Annotated in this window: 21 protein-coding genes and 1 riboswitch; of the genes, 5 read left to right on the forward strand and 16 right to left on the reverse strand. The window is 58.3% G+C overall.

Features of this window, described 5'->3' with window-relative positions:
- Nucleotides 1-4 precede the first annotated feature (4 nt).
- The gene (locus G3578_RS06750) at nt 5-1,315 is read left to right on the forward strand and encodes a YheC/YheD family endospore coat-associated protein (protein WP_165210466.1); all 1,311 of its coding nucleotides are present in this window, start codon (nt 5-7) and stop codon (nt 1,313-1,315) included.
- 178 nt (nt 1,316-1,493) lie between these two features.
- Nucleotides 1,494-2,111: a hypothetical protein gene (locus tag G3578_RS06755; RefSeq protein WP_165210469.1), complete on the forward strand. Its 618-nt coding sequence runs from the start codon at nt 1,494-1,496 to the stop codon at nt 2,109-2,111.
- A gap of 46 nt (nt 2,112-2,157) precedes the next feature.
- On the opposite strand, the gene G3578_RS06760 is transcribed toward G3578_RS06755, so the two are convergent.
- The 4 genes from G3578_RS06760 to G3578_RS06775 all read right to left on the reverse strand — a co-directional run bounded on the left by G3578_RS06760 (nt 2,158) and on the right by G3578_RS06775 (nt 5,295).
- Nucleotides 2,158-2,691, reverse strand: a complete 534-nt coding sequence (locus G3578_RS06760; protein ID WP_206529542.1) for a hypothetical protein — start codon at nt 2,689-2,691, stop codon at nt 2,158-2,160.
- Nucleotides 2,692-2,780: 89 nt separating this feature from the next.
- A complete protein-coding gene (locus G3578_RS06765) occupies nt 2,781-3,038 on the reverse strand; it encodes a glutaredoxin family protein (RefSeq protein WP_165210472.1) in 258 nt (85 codons plus the stop codon).
- 363 nt (nt 3,039-3,401) lie between these two features.
- Complete coding sequence (locus tag G3578_RS06770) at nt 3,402-3,743, reverse strand: DUF3870 domain-containing protein (RefSeq protein WP_165210475.1); 342 nt, start codon at nt 3,741-3,743, stop codon at nt 3,402-3,404.
- Nucleotides 3,744-3,810: 67 nt separating this feature from the next.
- Nucleotides 3,811-5,295 carry a PAS domain-containing sensor histidine kinase gene (locus G3578_RS06775; RefSeq protein ID WP_165210478.1) on the reverse strand — a complete coding sequence of 495 codons (1,485 nt, stop codon included), beginning with the start codon at nt 5,293-5,295 and terminating at the stop codon, nt 3,811-3,813.
- A gap of 95 nt (nt 5,296-5,390) precedes the next feature.
- Nucleotides 5,391-5,476, reverse strand: a riboswitch (cyclic di-GMP riboswitch).
- Between the two features lie 227 nt (nt 5,477-5,703).
- Here G3578_RS06775 and G3578_RS06780 point away from each other — a divergent pair.
- Entirely contained in the window at nt 5,704-6,615 is a 912-nt protein-coding gene (locus tag G3578_RS06780) for a DMT family transporter (RefSeq protein ID WP_165210481.1), read from the forward strand.
- Between the two features lie 150 nt (nt 6,616-6,765).
- Here G3578_RS06780 and nagA read toward each other — a convergent pair whose 3' ends face one another.
- The 10 genes from nagA to G3578_RS06830 all read right to left on the reverse strand — a co-directional run bounded on the left by nagA (nt 6,766) and on the right by G3578_RS06830 (nt 17,728).
- Nucleotides 6,766-7,929, reverse strand: a complete 1,164-nt coding sequence (gene nagA, locus G3578_RS06785; protein WP_165210484.1) for an N-acetylglucosamine-6-phosphate deacetylase — start codon at nt 7,927-7,929, stop codon at nt 6,766-6,768.
- Nucleotides 7,901-8,812 (reverse strand): N-acetylmuramic acid 6-phosphate etherase, encoded by a 912-nt coding sequence (gene murQ, locus G3578_RS06790; protein WP_165210997.1) that lies wholly within the window; start codon nt 8,810-8,812, stop codon nt 7,901-7,903. Before murQ ends, nagA begins: the two co-directional genes overlap by 29 nt.
- Before the next feature lie 5 nt (nt 8,813-8,817).
- Nucleotides 8,818-9,792: an N-acetylglucosamine kinase gene (locus G3578_RS06795; RefSeq protein ID WP_346773972.1), complete on the reverse strand. Its 975-nt coding sequence runs from the start codon at nt 9,790-9,792 to the stop codon at nt 8,818-8,820.
- Nucleotides 9,779-10,603 (reverse strand): carbohydrate ABC transporter permease, encoded by an 825-nt coding sequence (locus tag G3578_RS06800; protein WP_165210487.1) that lies wholly within the window; start codon nt 10,601-10,603, stop codon nt 9,779-9,781. The genes G3578_RS06795 and G3578_RS06800 overlap by 14 nt, the downstream gene beginning before the upstream one ends.
- Nucleotides 10,604-10,619: 16 nt before the next feature.
- Nucleotides 10,620-11,561: a carbohydrate ABC transporter permease gene (locus G3578_RS06805; RefSeq protein ID WP_165210490.1), complete on the reverse strand. Its 942-nt coding sequence runs from the start codon at nt 11,559-11,561 to the stop codon at nt 10,620-10,622.
- A 127-nt stretch (nt 11,562-11,688) separates the two neighbouring features.
- A complete protein-coding gene (locus tag G3578_RS06810; RefSeq protein WP_165210493.1) occupies nt 11,689-12,990 on the reverse strand; it encodes an ABC transporter substrate-binding protein in 1,302 nt (433 codons plus the stop codon).
- Nucleotides 12,991-13,009: 19 nt separating this feature from the next.
- Complete coding sequence (locus G3578_RS06815; protein WP_165210496.1) at nt 13,010-14,053, reverse strand: serine hydrolase domain-containing protein; 1,044 nt, start codon at nt 14,051-14,053, stop codon at nt 13,010-13,012.
- Nucleotides 14,054-14,059: 6 nt separating this feature from the next.
- Nucleotides 14,060-14,923: a MurR/RpiR family transcriptional regulator gene (locus tag G3578_RS06820; protein WP_165211003.1), complete on the reverse strand. Its 864-nt coding sequence runs from the start codon at nt 14,921-14,923 to the stop codon at nt 14,060-14,062.
- A gap of 95 nt (nt 14,924-15,018) precedes the next feature.
- Nucleotides 15,019-16,320 (reverse strand): (Fe-S)-binding protein, encoded by a 1,302-nt coding sequence (locus G3578_RS06825; RefSeq protein WP_346773973.1) that lies wholly within the window; start codon nt 16,318-16,320, stop codon nt 15,019-15,021.
- Nucleotides 16,304-17,728, reverse strand: coding sequence for an FAD-linked oxidase C-terminal domain-containing protein (locus G3578_RS06830; RefSeq protein ID WP_165211009.1), 1,425 nt, complete (start codon nt 17,726-17,728; stop codon nt 16,304-16,306). The genes G3578_RS06825 and G3578_RS06830 overlap by 17 nt, the downstream gene beginning before the upstream one ends.
- A 770-nt stretch (nt 17,729-18,498) precedes the next feature.
- On the opposite strand from G3578_RS06830, the gene G3578_RS06835 reads away from it, so the two are divergent.
- Nucleotides 18,499-19,371, forward strand: a complete 873-nt coding sequence (locus G3578_RS06835; RefSeq protein ID WP_165210499.1) for a stalk domain-containing protein — start codon at nt 18,499-18,501, stop codon at nt 19,369-19,371.
- Nucleotides 19,372-19,435: 64 nt separating this feature from the next.
- Nucleotides 19,436-20,728: an amidohydrolase gene (locus tag G3578_RS06840; protein ID WP_165210502.1), complete on the forward strand. Its 1,293-nt coding sequence runs from the start codon at nt 19,436-19,438 to the stop codon at nt 20,726-20,728.
- A 62-nt stretch (nt 20,729-20,790) separates the two neighbouring features.
- Here the strand turns inward: G3578_RS06840 and G3578_RS06845 are convergent, their stop codons facing one another.
- Together G3578_RS06845 and G3578_RS06850 are read right to left on the reverse strand one after the other, a co-directional pair.
- Nucleotides 20,791-21,102 (reverse strand): STAS domain-containing protein, encoded by a 312-nt coding sequence (locus G3578_RS06845; protein WP_165210505.1) that lies wholly within the window; start codon nt 21,100-21,102, stop codon nt 20,791-20,793.
- Between the two features lie 19 nt (nt 21,103-21,121).
- Entirely contained in the window at nt 21,122-23,224 is a 2,103-nt protein-coding gene (locus G3578_RS06850) for a flagellar assembly protein A (protein WP_165210508.1), read from the reverse strand.
- Nucleotides 23,225-23,226 lie beyond the last annotated feature (2 nt).

The raw sequence follows: 23,226 nt of genomic DNA on the forward strand, positions 1-23,226 counted from the left end.
TCCGATGCCCCAGTCGCGTACCGGGTGGTTAACGATACTTCCGGCCGACAAATGGTACCTGCAAGCCGGACGACTGCCGTTAATCGCCGGCAAAGGCCGCCGCATCGTCGCGCATGTGGGCCCTTTCGCACAGAAAAAGCACCTGTACGTCGGTTTACCCCCGCTGCAGCAAGGCCGGATCCGCACGAGAGTCCGCTGGAAAATCGCCAATGACCGGCTTGCCATCGGACCGCTGATCGGCATCCTGACGGTAGGATACGGCATGGGATTTCGCGGAAACCGGGAGAACTTTCGGGATATCTTTCTCTCCGGTAAGAAGCTGGGCGCCCTGGTCTATGTGTTCACACCGGGGGGGATCGACTGGACCCGGCAGAAAATACGCGGTTTCCTGTACGACGACAAGCAGGATGCCTGGCTGGAAGCCACCCTGCCGTTCCCTCATGTCGTCTATAACCGCATCCCCAGCCGGAAATGGGAAACACAGAGCGAAGTGAGGAAAACCCTGGACCAGCTGGCCAGCATCCCGAACATCACGCTGTTTAACCGGCGCTTCTTCAACAAGCAGACGCTGTTCCACCTGCTGGATGGCAATCCCGAAGCGGCCCCCTTTTTGCCGGATACGAAAAGATTGGACTCATACGCCAGGTTGCGATTCTTCACCCTCAAGCACCCGGTCCTCTATTTGAAGCCCGTGCTGGGCAAGGCCGGCGAGGGAATCATGCGGCTCGATCAACACAACGAACGGTGGCGCTTGCGGCGCGTCCACGAACAGCGCTCCATCACCCGCTACTTCTCGTCGCTGGAGGAGGTTTGGGATTTTGTCAAAAAACGGATCAGGAACAAACCATACCTGATCCAGCAGGGAATCAGACTGGCGCACTACAAGGGACGCCCCTTTGACATTCGCGTGCTGGTGCAGAAAAACGGCAGCGGGGTATGGGGGGTGACCGGCATCGGCATCCGGCACGCGGGAGCGAACAGCATCACCACCCATGTGCCGAGGGGCGGCTCGATCCAATCCCCCCAAAAGGTGCTGGGCCAATTGTTCCCGAAGCAGGAAGCGCACATCATGGAAACCGTCAAACAGACGGCGCTCACCATCGCACGCTGCCTGGACAAAGAGCTGGACAGCCTGGCCGAAATGTCCATGGATTTGGGACTCACCAAGGATGGGCGTCTCTGGTTCTTCGAGGCCAATGCCAAGCCGGAAAAATTTGACGAACCCACCATCCGCCGCGCTTCACTCTCCAATCTCATCCGGTACGCGCAATACGTATCCCGGATGAAAGAGAACAAGGAAGCGGCCGCAGGATGATGCGGAAACGCGGCGAACGCCGAGCCTGGAGCGGTGGCGGAGCCGCAGTTGCCAAGAAAAAGCTGGGCAGTCTCCAAGCTGCCGCAGCTTTTTTTGTTGTATGAATATTATTTCTTTCACGCGGATGAATTGGGAAAAAACCTTTAGTAAAAAATGATTCTCAGGAGGTGGTCAACACATGACCCATCAATGGCAAACACAAGCCTATCAACCTTATCAACCGTATCAGTCTTTCAACGCTCCGGCATCCGGACCGGTGAGCGCCATCTTTCAACCGGGATTCGCGGGCACTGACGTGCAGGAAGTCCGCGCGCTGAATGCCGGGTACGCTACGCCAGCGCTGTCCGGGGGACTGGGCGTAAGCCATGCGCCCATTGCTTCGGCCCCATCCCCTGTGGGCTATCAACCGCACGTCGGCATCGGCGGACCGATCAGTTCCATCTACTCCCCCGGCTTCGTCGGTACCGATGTGCAGGAAGTCCGCGCACGCAACTTGGGTACATACGCCCCATATGCAGGCGTGGGAGGTGCAGGCGTGAGCCAGATTTTCTCCCCGGGTTTTGCCGGCACCAATCCGCAGGAAGTGCGCGGCCTTCAGCCGGGTTATCCGGCACCCGCCACGGTACCGAGCCCGCCCGCCGCTTCCTTCGTCAGTCAGGGAGCCCCGTATGCCGGACAGGCAGCAGGCATTCCCGGATCCGTCAATGCCATCTTCCATCCCGGTTTCGCCGGAACCAATGTCCAGGAGGTTCGCGCCCTGAATACGGGTTATGGAACGCCGTACAGAAGCTTCTAAAACATAGCCAGCAAAAAACCGCTCCGTTTGTACGGGGCGGTTCTAGTTATAGCAGACGTTCTCTTTCCTGCTGAATCGTTTCATACAGGTGGTGCAGGTTCCGCAGGCTCTCTTCATTCACACTGAAGGCCACATCGCCGAACCAGTACTCATCGCGCGGCACACAGGCCATTTCCGTACCGAAGCGCTCATACTGGGCCTCCAGGGCTGCGGCGATATGGTCGATCTTCTCCCGGACGGTCAGGTGCCGCTCAATCGCCGGATGAAACCGTTCCCGGACGTCGGCGAAACGGCGCGTCTCTTCCAGCCGTGCCAGGCGATACAGCGCCAGATCAATCTGCAGCCAGCAGGTAACATAGAAGTGAAATTCACTAAAAAGCGTATAAAGCGCATCGGCCAGCAGAGAAGCATCACCCGTCTGCCGGTACTGCTGCCAAGCCTTCAGCGCATCCGCCTTCCTCTCCTGAATCAATGCGTAGTGGCTGACCGCCCCCCGGTAAAACTTGCGGATGATCTGAAACAGCATCTCCGGGGTACGCGGCGGCAGCCCTCTGTAGCGGTTGGCAACATCTCTCACCATGGGGGTTCCTCCTGTTTCCTTCTTGAAGCTACTATACCTGTTTCGGATCAGAGAAGGAAGGCCTGCCGCACTTTGTTCCCCCCGGCGGTTTATCCGATTTGCTCTTGCTGTTCTTCCAAAGCGGCCAGCGCCTTGTTGATGCGGTTCGGGTTAAACCCGAGAATCTGCTTGTCGCCGATCAGCGTGAGCGGGACAGACATGATGCCGAGGCGGGCCAACTCTTCGCCATACGCCGGATTTTCGTCGATGTTGCGCTCCTCGTAGGAAATGTGATGTTGATCCATGTAATTCTTTACCTGCTTGCAAAATTGGCAGGTGGTACTGGTATAAATGATTGCTTGTGCCATGCCTCTCCATCTCCTTTTCATCTGTTTTATATAGTAATTATTATCATTTAGTAACAACTATTATTTTATCAGTCCACCCCAAAAAGTCAATATCATTTTACAATCATTCTAATGTGGATGGCACCTGCAGGCTGCCCCTTCCCCTCTCTGCGGGCGGGCGCGAAAAAAAATGGCCGGCCTCATCAGCCGGTCCTCCACATCCGCATCACTGTATCAACACAGAGGGAGTTTAAACTCTTTACATCACTAAAGCGAAGTGAGAAAGGTTGGGGCCCCCGCCGACACCAGCAAGTTCAGGGGTCCCCAAAAAGTACTCGGATTAAGCTTCGAAGGTCAACGTCACTTTTTGGGGTTAAGCACAGCTTAAGTCGGCGGGGTTTTCTTATGCTCCAGATAGCGGTCGACAGCGGCGCGAACCGCCTGCAGAACCGCCCCTTGCCCCGGGGCCAGGAAACGTTCCTGAATCGCTTTCTGAATCTCTCCGGCCCCGTTCGCGACACTCATGCCCCGCACGAGATCGGCAAGGAAACTGCTCGTTGTGTCCATCAAAAAGGTAAAACCGGCGTCGACGATCCTCTCCTGCTCCACGTCGATAATCAGGACGCAGCCCACCAGCGCATACGCTTCATGGAGCGGGGTTCCCTTGGGCATTTGGGCAAAGCCGGCCGTCAACACCGTATTTTTTCCGGCAGCTGGCGATGACATGAAAACACTCCTTACCGTTTCAACTGCTTCTATTATAACGGAAACGGGGGGCTTTCGTCACAGCCGGTTACCCGCGGTCGATCGGCAGGATGACTTCCACCGTGGTTCCTTCATTCAGCTTGCTCGTCATCCGAATCCGGCCGTTGTGGTTTTCAATGATCTTGTAGCTGACCATCAACCCCAGGCCTGTTCCCGTCTCTTTCGTGGTGTAGAACGGCTCGCCCAGCCTCTTGATCCCTTCCTCCGGGATGCCGCAGCCTTGATCGATAAAGCGGATGATCACGTGCGCCTCGTCCCGGCTTACCTTGATGAAAATATTTCCTCCGTTCTGCATCGCCTCGATCCCGTTTTTCAGGAAATTGATAAACGCCTGCTTCAACTGGTTTTCGTCACAGCGGATCGGCGGGATGTCGGATTCAAACTCCACGGTGATCAGCACGTTCTTGATAATGGCTTCGGTATCGATCAGCGTGACGACATGCTTGATCAGGGTCTGCAAATCCCGCTCCTGAAAATGGGTTGACTGGGGCTTGGCCAGCACCAGCAGTTCGCTCACGATCAGTTCGATCCGGGCCAATTCCGATGACATGATGGTAAAATACTCTTTTTTCTCCTGGCCGTTCTTCTGCATGAGCTGGAGAAAGCCTTTCAGGGCCGTCAGCGGATTGCGGATTTCATGCGCGATCCCGGCGGCAAGCTGGCCCACGAGCGTCAGCTTTTCCGAATGCTGCAGCAGTTCCCTAGTTTTCATCCGTTCCGTGATGTCGCGCGAGACGGTAATAAACTCCTCCAGCTCGCCGGTCCGAGGGTGGAGAATGGCTTTCCCCGTGGTTTCAAACCAGACGTACTGGCCATCCCTGGCGCGCAGCCGGCTGGTGACGGTATTCGCCTCCTTGAACGGAAACGAGGAGCGATACAGCCTGGTCAGCTCGTCCACATCATCCGGATGAACGTAATCGGCCGCCTGCTTTCCAATCAGGTCTTCCGGTTTATAGCCCAGAAGCGTCCGACAGGCGGGAGAGACGTACAGGAAAATGCCGTCGAGGGAAAGCCGACAGATCAGATCCAGCGAGTTTTCGGTGATCAGGCGGTAGCGCTCCTCGCTTTCCCGCAGCTCGATCTTTTTGCGATTGAAAGGGGTGATGTCCCGGGCAATGCCATAAACGCCCACAATTTTATCATCCAGAATAATCGGAAAATTTTTCACGTACACATCGATGCGCTGGCCGGATTTCTGCAAGATCACCGTCTCGTATTCCAGCCGCTCGCCGGCAGCTGCCCGTTTAAAAGATTGGTACACTTTCTTCAACTGTTCCGGCACAATCAGGGGAACAAATGATTTTCCCCGCATTTCTTCCAATGTATAGCCGGTAAGCCGTTCACAGACCGGATTGCCGTTGATAAAATTGCCCTCCAAGTCAACGGCGTAGACGGCATCCGGATTGTTTTCGAAAAGAGCCTGGTACAACTGCTCCTTCCCTTCCTTTTGTTTATAGATTCTGTGTTTCGGCAGTTCATTTCGCGCGACAATCATGTCGTTTAACATTGCCATCTTTCCCCTGCCTTTTCCCCAAAATCGCTCAAAAGAAAAATGGCTCTTCCAACTCTTCCTGGAAACAGCCATTGGTCTATTGACAGAAATCCCCCTTCGGTAACCCGGCCATCTTAGTTTCGTCAACCTTAGATCCGTGGCTTTGCGTCCTCCTCTTTCGAAGAGTTTGCCCTTTCGATATATGTATGTTCATCGTATGATCAACGAAAGACTCTCATATAGTTATCATTATACATCCATTTTTATACTTTTCAATCGGATAATTCCAAAATTTGAAAACTGGTACGTCCGCATGTCAGCATGCGATTGTTGCATCCCGGGCGCTCCTTTCCTCTTGACGAATCTGCGGGAAAAAGACATAAGATGGAAGAGTAAAGACAATCCGAACCGTGGATCGGAGGAGAAATCATGAACCAAAAACATCTGGCGTGGGTGCTGCTGGTCCTGACCAATCTGTTCTGGGCAGGCAACTATGTTTTTGGCAAATACGTCACAGCGGAAATTTCCCCTGTCTGGATCACATTCTCACGCTGGGTGCTGGCGCTGTGCGCACTATTGCCCATGGCCATGCTGCTGGAGAAGCCGGACTGGCAGGCGGTCCGCCGCGCTTGGCTGCCGCTGCTGGGGATGGGACTGCTGGGGGTGGTCGGCTATAATCTCCTTCTCTACGAGGCCCTCGCCTTTACCTCCCCGCTGAATGCGGCACTGGTCAATTCCCTGAATCCCGCCTTGATTGTTCTTTTTTCCGCCTATCTCCTGCGGGAGCGGATGACAGGCGGGCAGTACGCAGGCCTTGCCCTGTCCCTCGTCGGCGTACTGATTACCATTACCCGCGGCGACGTTACCCTGTTTGCCCGCTTCCAGCTGAATCGGGGCGATCTGCTGATGCTACTTGCGATCACGGTTTGGACGCTCTATTCCGTACTCGGCAAAAGATTGGCCCATATCCCGCCGATCACGACAACGGCCGTCTCGGCGCTCTGGGCGGTCCTGCTGCTGCTGCCGTTCGCGGCGCTCAACCCGCTGTCCGTCGGGCAGATTAGTTCGCTCTCTCTCATCGGTATCCTGTATATGGCCGTCTTTCCGTCAGTGGGTTCCTATCTGCTGTGGAACATGGCCGTCCGGGTGACGGGAGCCAACCAGGCGGGGGTTACGCTGCATTTGATTCCCGTCTTTACGGCGCTGCTCGGTTTCGCGCTGGGCGACGGGGTGAGCGCGGCCCAGCTGATCGGCGGGCTGCTGGTCTGTACCGGCGTATTGCTGACGACCGGGCTGATCGAGCAGCGGTTGAAGAAGGCGAAGCCAGCGGAGCATGTGTAAAATAACCCCGCCGACTTAAGCTAACACTGGTGTCGGCGGGGGCCCCCAAACTTTCTTCGTCACTTTATCACTTTAATGAACTTAAATTCCCTCTTTCTGATCCGCTAAGAAAACCACCGCTGCAATGCGGTGGCTTTTGCTTGTCCTCCCTTACCGGGCTTGATACACCAGCCTGCCTTCCACCCATGTGGCGAGCACCCGCAGGTCATCGGACAGCAGGACCAGATCGGCATCCTTGCCGGGAGCGATGCTGCCTTTACGGTCGGCGATCCCCAGCTTCTCCGCCTGATTGAGGGTGACATGGCGGATGGCCTGCTCAAGCGGCATGCCGGCAAAGCGCATCAGATTGGCCAAGGCCGCATCCAGTGTCAGGAGGCTGCCCGCCAACACGCCGCCCGCCAGTCTGGCTTCGTTCCCTTTTACCGTCACTTCCTGTCCGCCCAGTTCGTAGACGCCGTCCTGCAGACCGGCGGCGCGCATCGCATCGGTAATCAGCATGATCTGTTCCGGGCTGCAAATGCGCGTCAGCAGGCGGATAAAGGCGGGCGCGACATGAATGCCGTCCGCGATCAGGTCAAAGGTAAGCTCCGGCCGCTCCATCACCAGCCCGATGATCCCGGGATCGCGATGATGGAACCCTTTCATGGCGTTGCCGAGATGCGTCGCGTGGCTTACCCCTTTTTGCAGGCAGCAGAGACCGCCTTGATAATCAAGCGCGGTATGTCCTGCCGCGATGATGACCCCCCGCTCCCGCAGCAGGTCAAATACCCGGTCGTCTTCCACCAGCTCCGGTGCCAGCGTGATCTGCTTGATCCATCCCGGCTTGGCTGTCTCGAGAATCCGCTGCACGTTCTCGATATGGGCCGGCTCGATCCACTCTTCTTTTTGGGCTCCTTTGAATGCCTTGTTGATGAACGGCCCTTCCAGATGCAGCCCCAGGACGGCGGCGCCGCCCGTGTCAGGCAGGTGATTGTAGAAGCGGATCACCTCCACCGTCTCCTCCATCGGGGCGGTCATGGTCGTCGCCAACAGACCCGTGGTGCCATGCGCGGCATGGAAGCGGCAGATCGCCTGCACGGCCTCGACCGATTTGTCCATGAAATCCCAACCGGCCCCGCCGTGCACATGCAGATCGAGAAAGCCGGGAACCAGCATCGCTCCCCGGCCGTCAAACACCTGCGCGCACGCCTGCCCCTGATCCTCCCCGAGATAGGCGATCCTGCCGTCTTCAATGAGCAGGACGGCTTCCGGAACAAAGCCGTCCTCCGTCAAAATCGTCACATTGCTAATCTTTTGCGTTTCCTTCGATGGCATGTCGTACGTTTCCTCCTGCAGCAGCCAGCAACCGTGCGGCCTCCTGCGCTCCCAGGCCGGTTTTCTGCATGACGATGGCCAGTCTGGCATCGCCGCCGGCCTCCTGCGCCAGACGTTCTGCTTCCGCATAACCGACACCGGTCGCTGCCCGAATGATCGTTTTCACCCGTTCCCGCAGCTTTTGATTGGTCGCCTGCACGTTGACCATCAGGTTGCCGTATACCTTTCCCAATTTTATCATACTTCCGGTCGTCAGCATATTTAACACCAGCTTGGTGGCCGTTCCGGCTTTCAGCCGGGTGGAACCGGTGACCACTTCGGGACCGACGACCACGTTGATCGCCACGTCCACGCCCTGGTTGATCGTGGCGACGGGATTGCAGGAGAGGGAGATGGTTTTCGCCCGTCTGGCCTTCGCCGCTTCCAGCACGCCGATCACATAGGGCGTGCGGCCGCTCGCCGCGATGCCGACGACCACGTCGTCCGCCGTCACGCCGTATTTCTCCACGTCCTCCGCCCCCAGTTCCGGCATGTCCTCCGCCCCTTCCACCGCCACCATCATGGCCGACATGCCGCCGGCGATGACGCCCTGCACCAGCTTCGGATCGGTGCCGAAGGTGGGGGGGCATTCTGCGGCATCGAGGATCCCCAGCCTGCCGCTGGTTCCCGCCCCGAAATAAAAGAGCCTGCCGCCATGTTTCAGCGCTTCTGCGATCATCTCCACCGCCCGGGCGATCTCGGGCAGAACCCGCTCCACCGCATAGGCCACCTTTTTATCTTCCTCGTTCATCACCCGCAGGATCTCCAACGTCGGCAGACGATCGAGATCTTCCGTCCGGGGGTTGCGCATCTCCGTCGTCAGTTCGTGCAGATTCTCCAACATCTTCTTCATCCTCTCCCGCTGCCCATCCAATTTTTCTGCAAGTTGTCCCGAATCTGTCGGTCAATCGCGATGCCCGTATGGCGCAGCGCCATCACCAATGCCCCCACCACGGGGGGATGGGCCGGTATTCTGGTATCGGCGTGAGCGCCCAACCGCTCGATGACGCGCTGCCGCAACAGCGTATCGGCGGTAAGCAGTCCCCCTGCAAGCACGACAGGCTGCCGTTCTCCCACCCGTTTCAAACAGGCGAGCGCCAGCGCTGCCAGCTCAGCGGCCGCCTGTTCCACCAAGCGCCGGGAGAGCGTATCTCCCGCCTCCGCTGCGATGAGGAGCACACGGCTTGCTTCCGCCAGCAGCTTGCGCGGATTCTCCGCCCCATAGACCAGCTGGATCAATTCCGCAGGGGAACGCAGTCCGAACTGATCCAATACCAGTTCGGTCAGCATCGTGGATTCCCCTCTGCCGTCGTAGGCCCGCAGTACCGCTGCCAGCGCCGATCTGCCCAGATCAAAGCCGCTGCCTTCATCCCCCAGAAGATAGCCCCAGCCGCCAACGCGGTGCCGTACCCCTTCCTTCGTCATGCCATAGGCGATAGAGCCGGTGCCGGCGATCAGCACCACGCCGGGCTCTCCCCACGTGCCGGCGTACAGGGCGACGGCCGCGTCGTTGTCGATAAGCAGCCTCTCCCCGAAGCGCGGGCCAAACGCCCCCCGAAGCAGGCTTGTCGTTTCCGGGCGGTCGGCGCCTGCCAGACCCAGGCAGACGGCCGCCACCTGCTCTGCCGCCATCCCGCACTGCCGCAGCAGCTCGCCGATCAGCTCCCGAAGGGTTCGCTCCACCTCCGGCCAGGGCCCGGACATCACATTGGCGGCATCCCCGTGCGCCCGGGCGAGCACACGTCCCTGTTCATCGCACAGCGCGGCAACCGTTTTGCTGCCGCCCCCATCCATGCCGATCCATCCGCGCTTACTTGACTGCACCGGCTGTCAATCCTTCCATGAATTGTTTCGACGCCAGCAGAAAGACTACGATCATCGGCAGGGCGGACAGGGTCAAGCCGGCGAAAAGGAGGCTCCAATTGGCTTCATATTCGCCAAACAGACTTAACATGCCGACGGGAATCGTCTTCAGCTCTTCCTTCTGGATAAAAATGAGCGGAAAGAAGAAATCGTTCCATGCCTGAATGAAATTGATGATCATCACGGTCCCCAGGGCCGGCCGGACCAGCGGCAGCAGGATCTTCCAGAACACCTGGAAGTTGTTGCAGCCGTCCATGCGCGCCGCCTCTTCCAGCTGCACCGGCAGAGTACGCAAAAATCCGGTCAGGATAAACACGGAGATGGGAATCCCGCTGCCGGTATAGATCAGGATGAGCGACCAGAGCGAATTCAACAGCCCCAGCTTTTTCATCAGCAGAAACAGCGGCACGATGCCCAGCTTGACCGGAATCATCAGGCCGAGCAGGAAGAAAAAGTAAAGATACCCGTTCCATTTGAACGAAAAGCGGGCGATGTAAAAGGCGGCCATCGCGGAAAAGAGCAAAATCAACAGCACCGAAGCGACGCTGACGATCACGCTGTTCCAGAGAAAATCGGCAAACGGCACCGCTTCCCACAGTTCGGCGTAGTTTTTGAAGGAAAACGACGTCGGCAGGCTCAGCGGATTGGCAAAGATCTGCTGGTTGGTCTTAAACGACGAGCCGATCATCAGGAGAATGGGATAGAGGGCGATCAGCGCGAACAGATAGGCAAACAGAACCTGCAGCGAACGGGCGGCGATGCTTGTTTTCATGGTTCTCTCCCCTTTCTCAATGCTGCACTTCCCGTTTCCGCATCACATAGAGCGAAAGCGCAGAAACGGACGCGACGATCGCGAACAAGACGACCGCCAGCGCCGACCCAAGCCCGATGGCAACCGTGTCGCCGCCGCCCGCTCCGCCAAAGGTAAGGCGATAGAAAAAGACCGCCAGCGTATCCGTGGAATAATACGGTTCACCCATCGACCCCTGCATCGCATACACCAGTTCGAACGCTTCAAACGCCTGGATGAAAGTGAGCACGCTCATGATGGTAAGCGAGGGCATGCAGAGCGGCAGGATGATCCGGGTCAGCAGCCGAAGACCGCCGGCCCCTTCCAGCCGGGCGGCTTCGATCAGTTCCTCCGGGATGGCCTGCAGCCCGGCGAGGAAGATCAGCACGGCAAACCCGATGCCGAACCAGCTGTTGACGAGAATGATGGCATACAGGGCGGTATCCGGGTCCCCCAGCCACGGCCGCGCCCATTCCTGCAGGCCCACTTTGGCCAACAGCGTATTGAGCGCGCCGAAGTTGGGATTCAGAATCAGCTTCCACAAGAAGCCGACGATGATCACGGAGAGCAGGCGCGGAAGAAAGTAGGCCGCCTTCAGAAATTCGGCCCCTCTGATTTTCCGGTAAATGATGTAGGCAAGCGCAAAGGCGATGCCGTTTTGCACAATCATTTCGCCCACGAAGTAGATGACGTTGTGCCCAAACGCTCTGGCGAACATCTCGTTGTAAGGTTCCTGCTGAAACAGCATGATGAAGTTTTGCAGCCCGACAAAGCTGCCTTTGGCGATCCCTTTCCAGTCGTACAGGCTGTACGTGAACGCGGAAAAGAGCGGGTAAAGGACGAAGATGACATAGACGAGCAGGGCCGGCAGGGGAAACAGATGGATCAGCCATTTGGCGCTGCTCTTTTGCTGTAGCGTGCGGGTCCTCGTCTTGTCCATACATTCACCGACCTTTGCTTTCGAACGAATGTTCCTGATGACAGAAGAAGCCGATCTGTCCCTCCTGCCTCAGAGGGGGTATCGGCTCTTGATCGGGTAAACACTGCCCTGCTTGCTGCTGTTCCACTTATTTTTTAAATGGCGCAAACCAGGTTTCGGCCGATTTTTGCACTTCCTGCGCCACCTGCTCCGGGGTCAACTGGCCCAGATACATGCCCTGGAGCGCGGTTTCAAGCGTTTGTTTCGTCGTGGGGTTGCCTTCATTGAAGTTGACCACCATCAGGTACGGGGTCGGGCTCGTGCTGATCAGGTCGGCCATCTTGTTGATCAGCGGGTCTTCCGTCTTCACATCCGGCACGGCGCTGATCCGCATCAGGGAGTTGGCGAAGGTTTCCCCGAATTTTTTCGTGGTCATGAACTCCATGAATTTGAGCGCTTCCGCCTTGTGCTTGGACTTCGCGTTCACCCCGTAGGAACCGTCCACCCAGGTGGTAATCACGAACTTGCCGTCATCGGTCGGCATCGGGAAGAAATCAAGCTGTAGGTCGGGATTGGCCTTGCGCAGCCCTTCCAGCTCAAAGGAGCCGTTGATGAACATCGCGGCTTTTTCCGCCGTGAACAGGGTGCGCAGATCGGTCAGTTCCAGACCGGTGAAGTTGTCCGGGAAATAAGGCGTCAATTCCTTCATCCGCTCGATCGACTTCTGAAATTCCGGGCTGAGGAAGTTGGTTTCGCCTTTCAGCACTTTGTCGACGAACGCACTGCCGTTGTAGGCGCCCGGCCCGATCACACCGTGGCTCAGGGAGAGCAGCCAGCCCTCCTTGGAGCCGAAGGCAAACGGCGTGATGCCTTTTTCCTTCAGCGTTTTGGCGATGGCGATCAGCTCATCCCAGCTTTTCGGCTCTTTCAAGCCGTACTGGTCAAAGATTTTCTTGTTGTAATAGATCTGCGTAGTGTTGAGCGAGAGCGGCACACCGTAGACCTTGCCGTCTTTGCCCGTTGCGGCCGCCAGCGATTCCTTGGAGAAGACGTCCAGTCCCTTCACGCTGTCAAGCGGCTCCAGATAACCGGCTTCCGCCAGGGCCATGCCTGCCCCGTACGGCCGCAGCTGCATGATGTCCGGACCGCTGTCGCTTTGCAGCGCGGTATTGAGAATGGTGTTGTACTCCGTCGCCTTGAACGGCTTGAACTCGATCTTGATGCCCGGATTCTCTTCCTCAAAGGCTTTGATCACCTTTTCATAACCGGCCACATCCTCGACGCGCCAGCTGTGCATTTGCAGCACGACCTCGCCTTTGGAATCTCCCGCCTGTTTGCCTTGATCGGTTCCGGGCGCGGCCGTGTCCGAGCCGTTCCCGCCACAGGCCGACAGCAGGAGCGAAGAACCAAGGGCCAACGTCAGGAAAAAGGTCAGGCTTCGTTTTTTCATCGGTTACATCCCCCTTTGTTTATGGTTCAGTACCCTGTAACTGGGCAATGACTGCATCGTGCAAAATGGGTCGCAATTTTCTGATGAAATTGTTGCGCCCTGCGTGGACCGCGTTGGTCAGGAACACCACAGCCACATCCTGCTCCGGATCGATCCAGAGGCTGGTGCCGGTAAAGCCGGTGTGGCCGAAGCTGGCCGCGCTGAACCGTGAACCGCAGCTGACCGTCACAGGGCCGTGATTGCTCTCCCAGCCCAGGCCGCGGTGGCCCCCCAAGCCGTCCGTATGGCAGCGGGCGGCGGCATGGCGCCACTCATCCGCGAAAAGTTTCCCTTCCCCATACAGCCAGAAACGGGCGTAACGGACGAGGTCGTCTGCCGGAGCGAACAGACCCGCATGGCCCGCGACGCCGCCCATGACGAACGCTTTTTCATCATGCACGTCGCCCACGATGTACGCCTGCTGGATCGCGCAATACTCCGTCGCGGCAATCCGCCCGCTCCACCCACGGTCCGGCTTGAAGCAGGTCTCCAGCATCCCCAGCGGGGCAAAAACCTGTTCGGCGGTGAACCGGTCCAACGCCTGCCCGGCCGCCTGTTCCACGATCAGCCCCAGCAAAATCATGCCCAGATCGCTGTACACGACCTGCGTCCCCGGCGGATGAAGCAGCGGCAGCGCGAATATCGCATCGGGCACCTTCAGCCGGGCATCCCTGCGCTCCACCTGAAGACCGGCTGGCAGCCCGGCCGTATGGGTCAGCAGCTGCCGGATGGTGATCGCGCGCTTGTCAGCCGGACAGGTGGGGAAAAACCGGGCAAGCGGATCGTCCAGCTTGATCAGCCCTTTTTCCACGAGCAGCAGCGCGGCAGGCAGGGTAGCCACCACCTTCGTCAATGAAGCCAGATCGAACAGGGTGGTGCGGTCCACGGCATGCGGACGCTCCCGGTGAAGTATCCCGGCGTCACACGCGATCCGCAGCTCTCCCTTGTGCATGACCCGCAGGGAAGCCCCGGGGATCAACCCGGCCTGCGTCCAGCCGTTCACCAGTTGTTCCACACGTCCCATTCCCATTCACCTTTCCGAGCGTTTCGTGCGGCTTACCGCCATGCGCGTTTTTTCCAGAACAGGGATCACCCGATCGTGCATCTTGCTGATCATCGTGATGAACAGGATGTCGATCACGTTCAGTTGGGCGATCCTTGACGCCATGGCGCCGCTGCGGATGCTTTTTTCCACCGTGCTGGTAAACAGGCGGATATCCGCCAGCTCGGCGACCGGCGACGGGCCGAACTTGGTCAGGGTAATCACGGTGGCCCCCTGCTTTCTGGCTTCCGTCAGCGACTGGATGATGTCCTCGGTCTGGCCGGAGTAGGAAATGCCGATCGCCACATCCTGCGGCGTCAGACTGACCGCGGAGGTGAGCTGGGCATGGAAGTCGGAATACGCTTCGCACCACAGGTTGATCCGGGAAAACTTCTGCTTGATGTCAGCCGCGATCACCGCCGAGGCGCCGACCCCGTAGACATCGATCTTGCGCGCGCGTGACAGGGCGTCCGCCGCCTTCTGCACCTCCTCCACCGACAGGACGGAGATGGTGTCCTGAATGGACTGGATGTTGTTCCAGCTGACGGATTGGATAATCGACTCCACCGATCCCTGGATCATGATCTCCTGGTAACTGCCGCCGGCCGCCGCCGACTGCTTCGTCAGATCGCCGGCGATGCGCAGTTTCAGCTCCTGGTAGCCCTTCATGTTGAGCGAGCGGGCCAAGCGGATCACCGTGGCTTCCGAGACGCCGCTCAGCTCGGCCAACTTCTGCACCGACAGATGGACCACCTGCTCGGGGTTGGCAAGAATAAACTCGGCCACCCGCCGTTCCGATGGCTTCAATTGGTCAAGGATCGCTTGCAGACTGACAAGACCGCCATTCATCATCAATGACACCGCTTTCATCCCTCACTTATGGATATTTTATGAAACATTATTTCTGAAGTCAATTAATTGTCATAAAATTTTATTACACAAAACAGTTATTCTTTCTCCCTGCACGCTTCCGCCAGCAGATCCACAAGATGGACCGCCGTCATCCTGCCTTCCAGCCCGGCCCGATGGATGCCCGCCTTCATCTGCAGGAGGCATCCCGGATTGGAGGTTGCCAGGATATCCGCCTTGGTCCGGCTCACATGCTCCATTTTTTCCTGCAGGAGGCGCCCTGCCATCTGCGGCTGCACCAGGTTGTAGATTCCGGCGGAACCGCAGCAGCGGTCCGCTTCAAAGAGGGGCACATATTCCGCTCCTGGAATCGCCTGCAGGAGGCGCTGCGGCTGGGTCGTGACGTGCATGCCGTTGCGCAGGTGGCAGGAGCCCTGGTAGGTGATCCGCCGCTGGATCGGGGCAAGCGGGGTCACGCCGCCCGCATCGAGCAGCAGTTCGCTGATATCCCGCACGCGGGAGGCGAACCAGCCTGCCGCTTCCCGCCATTCGCGGTCGTCTTCCAGAAGCATGTCATATTCCTGCAGCAGCGCGCCGCAGCCGCCCGCATTGGAGGCGATGTAATCGACTTCTGCCGCCTGGAAAGCGCGGATGTTCCGTTTCGCCAGTTCCCTTGCCTGCGGCCGTTCGCCGCTGTGGGCGTGCAGGGCGCCGCAGCATGTCTGTTCCGGTGGGATCACGACGTCATAGCCGGCCCTGGCGAGCAGCTTCACCGTATTCACATTGGTATCGTGAAACATCACGTCCATGATGCAGCCGCGAAACATGCCGACGCGTCCCCTGCGCTCCCCTTCCGCCGGGACGAAGGTGCCCACCGCTTCCGTCAGCGGCGTGCCGTTTCCTTCCGGCAGGATCGCCTCCATCTCGCGCAGATGGGCGGGCAACAGCTTCAGCAGCTTGAAGCGGCGCACCAGCTTCTGCAGCCCGGATCGCTGGTAGAAGCGGAGCAGCCTGCCTGCCCGGTACAGCCGGTGCTGATGCGGCAGCAGGTGGGTAAAAACGATGGAGCGGATCATGCGCACCCACCACGGATGCCGCACGGTCTCTGCGATCGCTTCGCGCGTCTGTTCGAGCAGCTGGCCGTAATGCACACCGGCCGGACAAACCGGCTCGCAGGCGCGGCAGCCGAGGCACAGGCTCATCTGATCGAGAAAATCCTGATCCGGCTCCATCAAGCCGTCCGCCACCGCCTTCATCAGGGCGATGCGTCCGCGCGGCGAAGCCGCTTCATAGCCGGTCTCCCGAAAGGTCGGACATGCCGGCTGGCAAAATCCGCAGCGCATGCAGTTGGACAGCTCTTCGTAATCGAGGGTTTGTTTTAGCTTATCGGTCAGCTGCACGATCGATCACCACCCTCTTGCGCGTCTCCTTGGCGAACATCTTTCCCGGATTCAGCAGATTGTCGGGGTCAAAAGCCCGCTTGATGTTTTTCATCAGCTCGATCCCCGCCCGCCCCAGCTTCCATTCCAGATACGGCGCTTTCACAATGCCTACGCCGTGCTCGCCGGTAATGGTGCCGCCAAGCTCGATCGCCTTGGCGAATATCTCTTCAAACGCCTGTTCCACGCGCTCCACTTCCGCGTGGTCCCGGGCGTCGGTCATGCAGGTGGGATGCAGGTTGCCATCCCCCGCATGGCCGAAGGTGCAGATCTGCACGCGATATTTTTCCGCAATGTGCTGAATCGCTTCGATCATCGGGGCCACCTGGGCGCGGGGGACGGTCGCGTCCTCCAGAATCGTCGTCGGGCGCAGGCGGGACAGCGCGGCCAAGGCGCTTCTGCGGGCGGTCATCACTTCCTCCGCTTCCGCATCCGAATGGGCCAGGCGGGTTTGCACGGCCTGGTTCTGGCGGCAGATCTCCGCGATTTTGGCCATATCCCGCTCCACCGCCTCCTGTTCGCCGTCCTGACCGATGACCAGGATCGCCGCCATGTCGGTCGGCAGCCCGATCAGCTTGAACGCTTCCACGACGCGGATCGTCCCCTGGTCGATAAACTCCAGCGTGGCGGGGATGATGCGGTTGGCGATGATCTCCGACACCGTTTTGGCCGCCGCTGTCAGATCGGCAAACATGGCCAGCATCACCCGCTGCACCGCCGGTTTCGGGATCAGCTTGAGCGTCGCTTCCGTAATGATGGCGAGGGTGCCTTCCGAGCCGACGAGCAGCTTTGTCAGATCATAACCGGCAACATCTTTCATCAGCTTGCCGCCCGTGCGGATGATCTCCCCGTTCGGCAGCACGGCTTCCAGCCCCAGTACGTAATCCTTCGTCGTCCCGTATTTCAGGCCGCGCAGCCCTCCCGAACCGAGGGCGATGTTTCCGCCGATGGTCGACACCGTCATGCTGCTCGGGTCGGGGGGATAGAAAAGCCCTTTCTCTTCCACATACGCGTGGATATCCTTTGTCCTGACCCCCGGCTGCACCGTCAGCGTCAGGTTCTGTTCGTCCAGTTCCAGAATGCGGTTCATCCGGTTCAGGACAAGCACGATCCCTCCCGTCACCGGAACCGTTCCCGCGCACAGATTGGTTCCGGCCCCGCGCGTGATGACGGGAATTTTGTAGCGGGACGCGATTTTCATCACTTCGCTCACTTCTTGCGTATCCTTCGGCATGGCGACCAGATCCGGCAGCGCCTGCTGCATCGGGGTCGCATCATAGGAATACGCGACCAGCGCCTCCGGTTTATCCAAACAGTACGCTTCCCCCAGCAATGCTTTCAGTTCGGTCTTGGCCTGGCTTGCAAGCATGCGCATGCACCCTTCCTTTTCCGGTTTTTCATGATAAGTAATAATACTTCTTTTTTATTAAATATTCTATGAAATAATATTACCGCTTACTTCCCCTGGCATTCAACATCGGGAACGATGCTGTCGCTGTTGATTCGAGCCGCCGCTCCTAGTACAAAAGACTGGAAACGTGTTCCAGTCTCTGTTTGTCGATAAATTCATGGGTAATGGTTCCTGCTCGCTCTCTTGACGACCCGCGAGGAAGTGGGCTTTTGTCCGCTCCGAAACGCGACGCGGGCAGGGGGCTCAACATCTGGGCGTCTCAGCGAAGTGAGACTCACGCCCCCTGTGACCCCGCGTCTTTGTTTCTCCGCTGGGTCGGTCGTCAAAGGAGCTCGCCTGGCCCCATTCCTCCATGCCCCAAACAGACGTTTGTCATCGGTCTGAAACTAGATACATGTTCCAGTCTTATTCTGCATTGGAAAAGCCCACGATCTTCCAGCTTGATCTTCCGACTATTATAACGAATGCGGCGGCGGTGGGAAATGGGCGGGATGCTTCTATTTTGGATCATGCGTGCATACGTTGGTGGTAACAGAAAGAGACCCGGCCGCCCACGCCGGACGAGCCATGATGAGACGATCCGGCTTTGGGGCGGAGATGTATACATCAACCCAGATCAGCAACTTTTTGTCAAACCAACCTGTCTTTCTCTGTAAAGCCAGTACCGGAAACGGTTCAGGAAGGGTCTTGTCATATCCATCCAATCCCCTACGAAGGAATGAGGCGGAATGAAACGGTTGACGATGGTTCTTTTCCATATGGCGTTCGGTCTCATCATCGCGCTCGCTGCCGGACGGACCGCCCATGCGGCGGATGCTCCTGCCGCAGCCATCGAGGTGGACGGCAACGTACTTACCTACATGGAACAATTCGAGTATACGATCGTCCAAGACCGGCTGTTGGTCTCCGCCGCGGAGCTTTTCGCCTCCCTGGGGGCGCAGGTGGAGCACGATCCGGCCTGGACAACCATCACGGCGGTCAAGGGGAGCAACAAGCTGCAGCTGCGGGCGGGAACCTCCTTCGCTGTGGTGAACGGCCAACGGGTGAAACTGCCGCTTGCCCCGCGCCCGCAGAAAGGCGGGATGCTGGTGCCGCTGCGCTTCGTCAGCGAATCGCTGGGGGCGCAGGTGGAGTGGGTTGCGTATGCCCGGACCGCCGTGATCGCCACCAGGCCGAAAGATTTCGGCATCGTGGAGAAGGAGATGCTTGCCCTTGCGGCGCGGGGAGAGGTAAAAGGCATTCCCGTCACGCTGGGTGCCGCCCGGGAAGACATTGAGAAAACCTGGGGAAAACCGGTCGATACCTATGCCTATGAAGGCGGCATCTTCCACCTGTATGCCGCCTGCGGATGTGCGGTGCTCTATGATGATACGGGGAAAGCAGCGATTCTCTGGGTGTTCCAGCAGCAGATCGGGTACTTGCGCGCGGAAGATGTCCGCCGGGCCTTGGGCAAGCCCGAATGGGAGCGGGAGAGCGACACCCACGCCGCGTATCTCCTCCGTTATCCTGCCCAAGCCAATGTTCTCACCTTTTTTGCCACGTTCCGGGATGGCACGATCACCGCTCTCTGGCTGGAAAAAAACGTCCGTCATCCCGATTGACCTTCCCCCTGCGTCAAGCTTTACACTTCTTCCATGCAACCAATGATGAAGGAGTGAAGCGGATATGACATCGATTCTGATCAAAGGCGCAACCATTCTGACCATGCGGGAGGAAGATGAGCCGTTTGCGGGAGATATCCTGATCGCGGACGGAAGAATCGCGGCGATTGCGCCGGCCGTCGAAGCGGCTGCCGACGAGACGATTCACGCGCAGGGCATGGTGGCGATGCCGGGGCTGATCAATGCGCATCAGCACTCGGCCATGACGCTGCTGCGCGGTTTTTCGGATGATCTGAAGCTGATGGATTGGCTGGAGAAGAAAATGCTCCCGGCAGAAGAGCGGATGGACAGCGAGGATATCTACTGGGGGGCTCAATTGGCGATGGCCGAGATGATCCGGTCCGGCACGACGGCCTTCGCCGACATGTACATCCGGATGGACACGATCGCGGCGGCCGTGCAGGAGAGCGGGATGCGGGCTTCCCTCGCACGCGGGCTTGTCTTCCTGCAGGATGACGGCGGCCGCCGCATGCAGGAAGCGATCGATCTGGTGGACAAGTGGTCGGGCGCCGCAAACGGCCGGATCACGACGATGCTGGGGCCGCACGCGCCGTATACCTGTCCCCCCGAGCCGCTTTCGGAAGTGATTGAACTGGCGCGCACGCGCGGCATCCCGATTCACATCCATCTGGCCGAAACCAGGGAAGAGATCGGAAAGATCCGGGAGAAGTACGGACAGACGCCGACCGAGTATCTGTACCATCTCGGCATGTTTGACAAGACGCATGTCCTCCTGGCGCACGGCGTCCATCTGACTCGCCGGGATATCGGCTGCCTGCGGGGCATGCGCGGCGGGATCGCCCACAACCCCGTCAGCAATCTGAAGCTGGGGTGCGGCATCGCGCCCGTAGCGGAAATGGCTGCACAGGGCTTGACGGTCGGCCTGGGAACGGACGGAGCGGGCAGCGCCACAACCCTGGACATGTTTGCCGAGATCAAGGCGGCCGCCTGGCTGCAAAAGGTGAACCACGGCGATCCCACGCAGCTGCCGGCCAAACGGGCCCTGCAGATGGCGACCATCGACAGCGCCCGGCTGCTCGGCATTGACGGTCAGGTCGGCACATTGGAGGAAGGCAAACGGGCGGATGTGATTCTCATCGATCTGCAGAAGCCCCACCTGCAGCCCGTCCACAACCTGTACGCGCTTCTCGCGTACAGCGCGACCGGTGCTGATGTGGACACCACGATTGTCGACGGCCGCATCCTGATGCGGAACAGACAGCTGCTGACGATCCCGGAAGAGGAACTGTTCAGGCAGGTCTCACAGCGGGTGCCCCGCCTGGTGGCCGGATTGTAAAGGCAATCCGGCCGCTCAGGCTGCATGCGGACTGTCAGCAGATGGCGTCGCGTCCATCCTGGTCAGATAAACACGTCCTTCCCCAATATGTCGGCAAGCTGCAGCAGCGAGAAAACCTCCTGCACCTCGCGCGAGACGTTGGCAATGGTAATCGCCTTGCCGCCGTTCCGCAGATGGTGGACGAGATCGATCAACAGTCCGATCCCGGTGGAGTCGACAAACCGGACGCGGGAGAAATCGATTTCCACATGCTGGGTGGAATACTGCTCCGTCATGATCTCTTCCTTCACGGTTTCAAACGCGTCGATATCCAAATCCCCGTTCAGCGACAGCACGCTTTTGGTATCTTCGACCGTTACCTGATAGTGAAACATGAGGCACCTCCTTTCTTCCTCAGAACAGAAGCAGTTCGTTGTTTTGATCCAGGCGGGCGTAAATGTTGCGCGTCTCCTGCAAAAACTTGTGCTGTTTTTTTCCCACCTGAACCACCGTATCTTCCATCGCCAGTTTGATGATGATGCTGCGGTCGTGCGGAACGACAATGCGGGTGGGAACCCCGCCTTTGGTGCCTGCTTCCGTGATTTCCGCCCCCCATCCGGCATAAATATCCCCGCCGCGCAGGAAACCTTTCACCTTGAGAACCCCGCCGGCGTAAATTCGGGTGTTGTAGCAGCCCTGGCCGGTCACCACAATATCGCCGCTGCAGTAGATTTGGCTGTTCAGCGCGTACGGCAGATGGATGCTGGCGTTGGGGTCAGGGGGAGTCAGGCTGAATTGATGCAGCTCATTCAGCTTGTGCTTGATTCGTTCCAGATCTTCAATGCCCTTTAATTCATTCGGATGGATCGTACAAAAGCCAAGATACAGACGGTTGGCAAACTCCAGCCATTCGTCATCCAGCACCTGTTTGTTTTCCCGGGCTTTTTCATAAAATTGCTTCACCAAACCGGGAAACGCCTTGAATTTGCTTTCCAGCAGGATCTTGATCAGCGAGCTTAACCCGACCCGTTGGATGTCAGCCGTTTTGAAGGCCGGGGTTCGATAGAGCTGCTCGACGGCTGTGATGATCTGTCTGATTTGTACGGCCATCTCTCCCAACAGCAGCGACATTTCGGCGATGAACAGATTGCTTTTCCCGGCTACAACCTCGCTGCCGATGACGTTGCCCAGAATCTCGATCGAATTGCCGGACGTAATCTTCGCCATATTCACATTTTTGTGCAGAATGATGTCTCCTTCCGCACTTACCTCCATGCCTTCTTCCACGTTCCCGAAAATTTCCACGTCTCCCGTGAAGCGGATGTTTCCCGACCTCATGTCGACGTCATCGTCATGGTACAGTTTTTCAAGAACGGCGATTTTGGCCAAGCGGCCGCGGATCTGAACGTGCGGACGTCCCGCCTCGATGGCGACCACCTTCATCCCATCCTCCATCAGGACCGCGCCCTTCCCCGTCTTCACCTCCATGGCCCGAACAGGCGGAGGAAGCAGGGTAACCCCTGTTACGGTCAAACCGGGCCTTCCCTCCCTCGGGGGTCGAACGATCGCGATGACCTCCCCTTTTTTTACGGAAGGAATGCGTTTCTTCTCCCGGTAATCGATCGTCCCGTTATAGCGTTCACGCGGACCGCTCGTCTGCTCCGACACGTCTACCATGAACTCGAGATACCCATCGATACCAGGCTCGGGCTCCCTGCCGACCGCAATGACGAATTCGCCCCCTTCCTCCGATTCGCATGCACGCACGATTTCGGCATGATTGATTCCCTGTACGATCCCCAATTCGGCAGCCCGATCAAGCACCCTCTTGATATCGATGTCGTTTTTCCGGATACGTATTTCCTCCAAACGCAGATCAAGATGATCTGCCGGTTCTTGGTCAAGCAGCTTTCGCTCGATGATACTGCCCGGTTTCACCTGCAAAATGGCTTTCAATTGATCAGGGGAAAGAAAAATCTCCCATTTCGTAGGCGTCACTTCCCGCTCCGTTTCGACGCGCAGGGTATCATTTTCCGTCACAATGACGCTCCCGTCAACCGGCTCGCCGTTTTTGTACAACACGGCCCCCTTGCAGGGCGTGACGGTTGGAAATTTGTTGATGCCATCCTTGCAATAGATCTGCCCGTTACGGACCCAGACTTTGCCCTCCGCATGCCGGGCTGCCGTCGCGGAATCCCGCCGTTCAGGGACGGAAGAAAGCGAATCTTCCGGTATCTCCAGCTGCTCGATGGTGCGGACCAGTTCCTCAAAGGCATCCGTTTTGTCAGGCGCTGTGGGCAGGGCGGCGGAGTCGGCAGGAGATGTGGATCCGGCGCTTCTCCCCTCTCTGGTGGAGACTTTGACGACAGCGGGTTTCCGTCCGATCCCCCAGAGACCTTTTGATTCGACTTCCAATACTTCGATGTCAACGTTGTCTCTCTGCGTATTCAACAGCTGCAAGGCAAGCGCAATCGCTTCCTGCACGTCTTTTCCCCTGGACACTACGCTTCTGCTCATCT

The organism is Brevibacillus sp. SYP-B805 (assembly GCF_011059135.1).
GTDB lineage: Bacteria > Bacillota > Bacilli > Brevibacillales > Brevibacillaceae > Brevibacillus_F.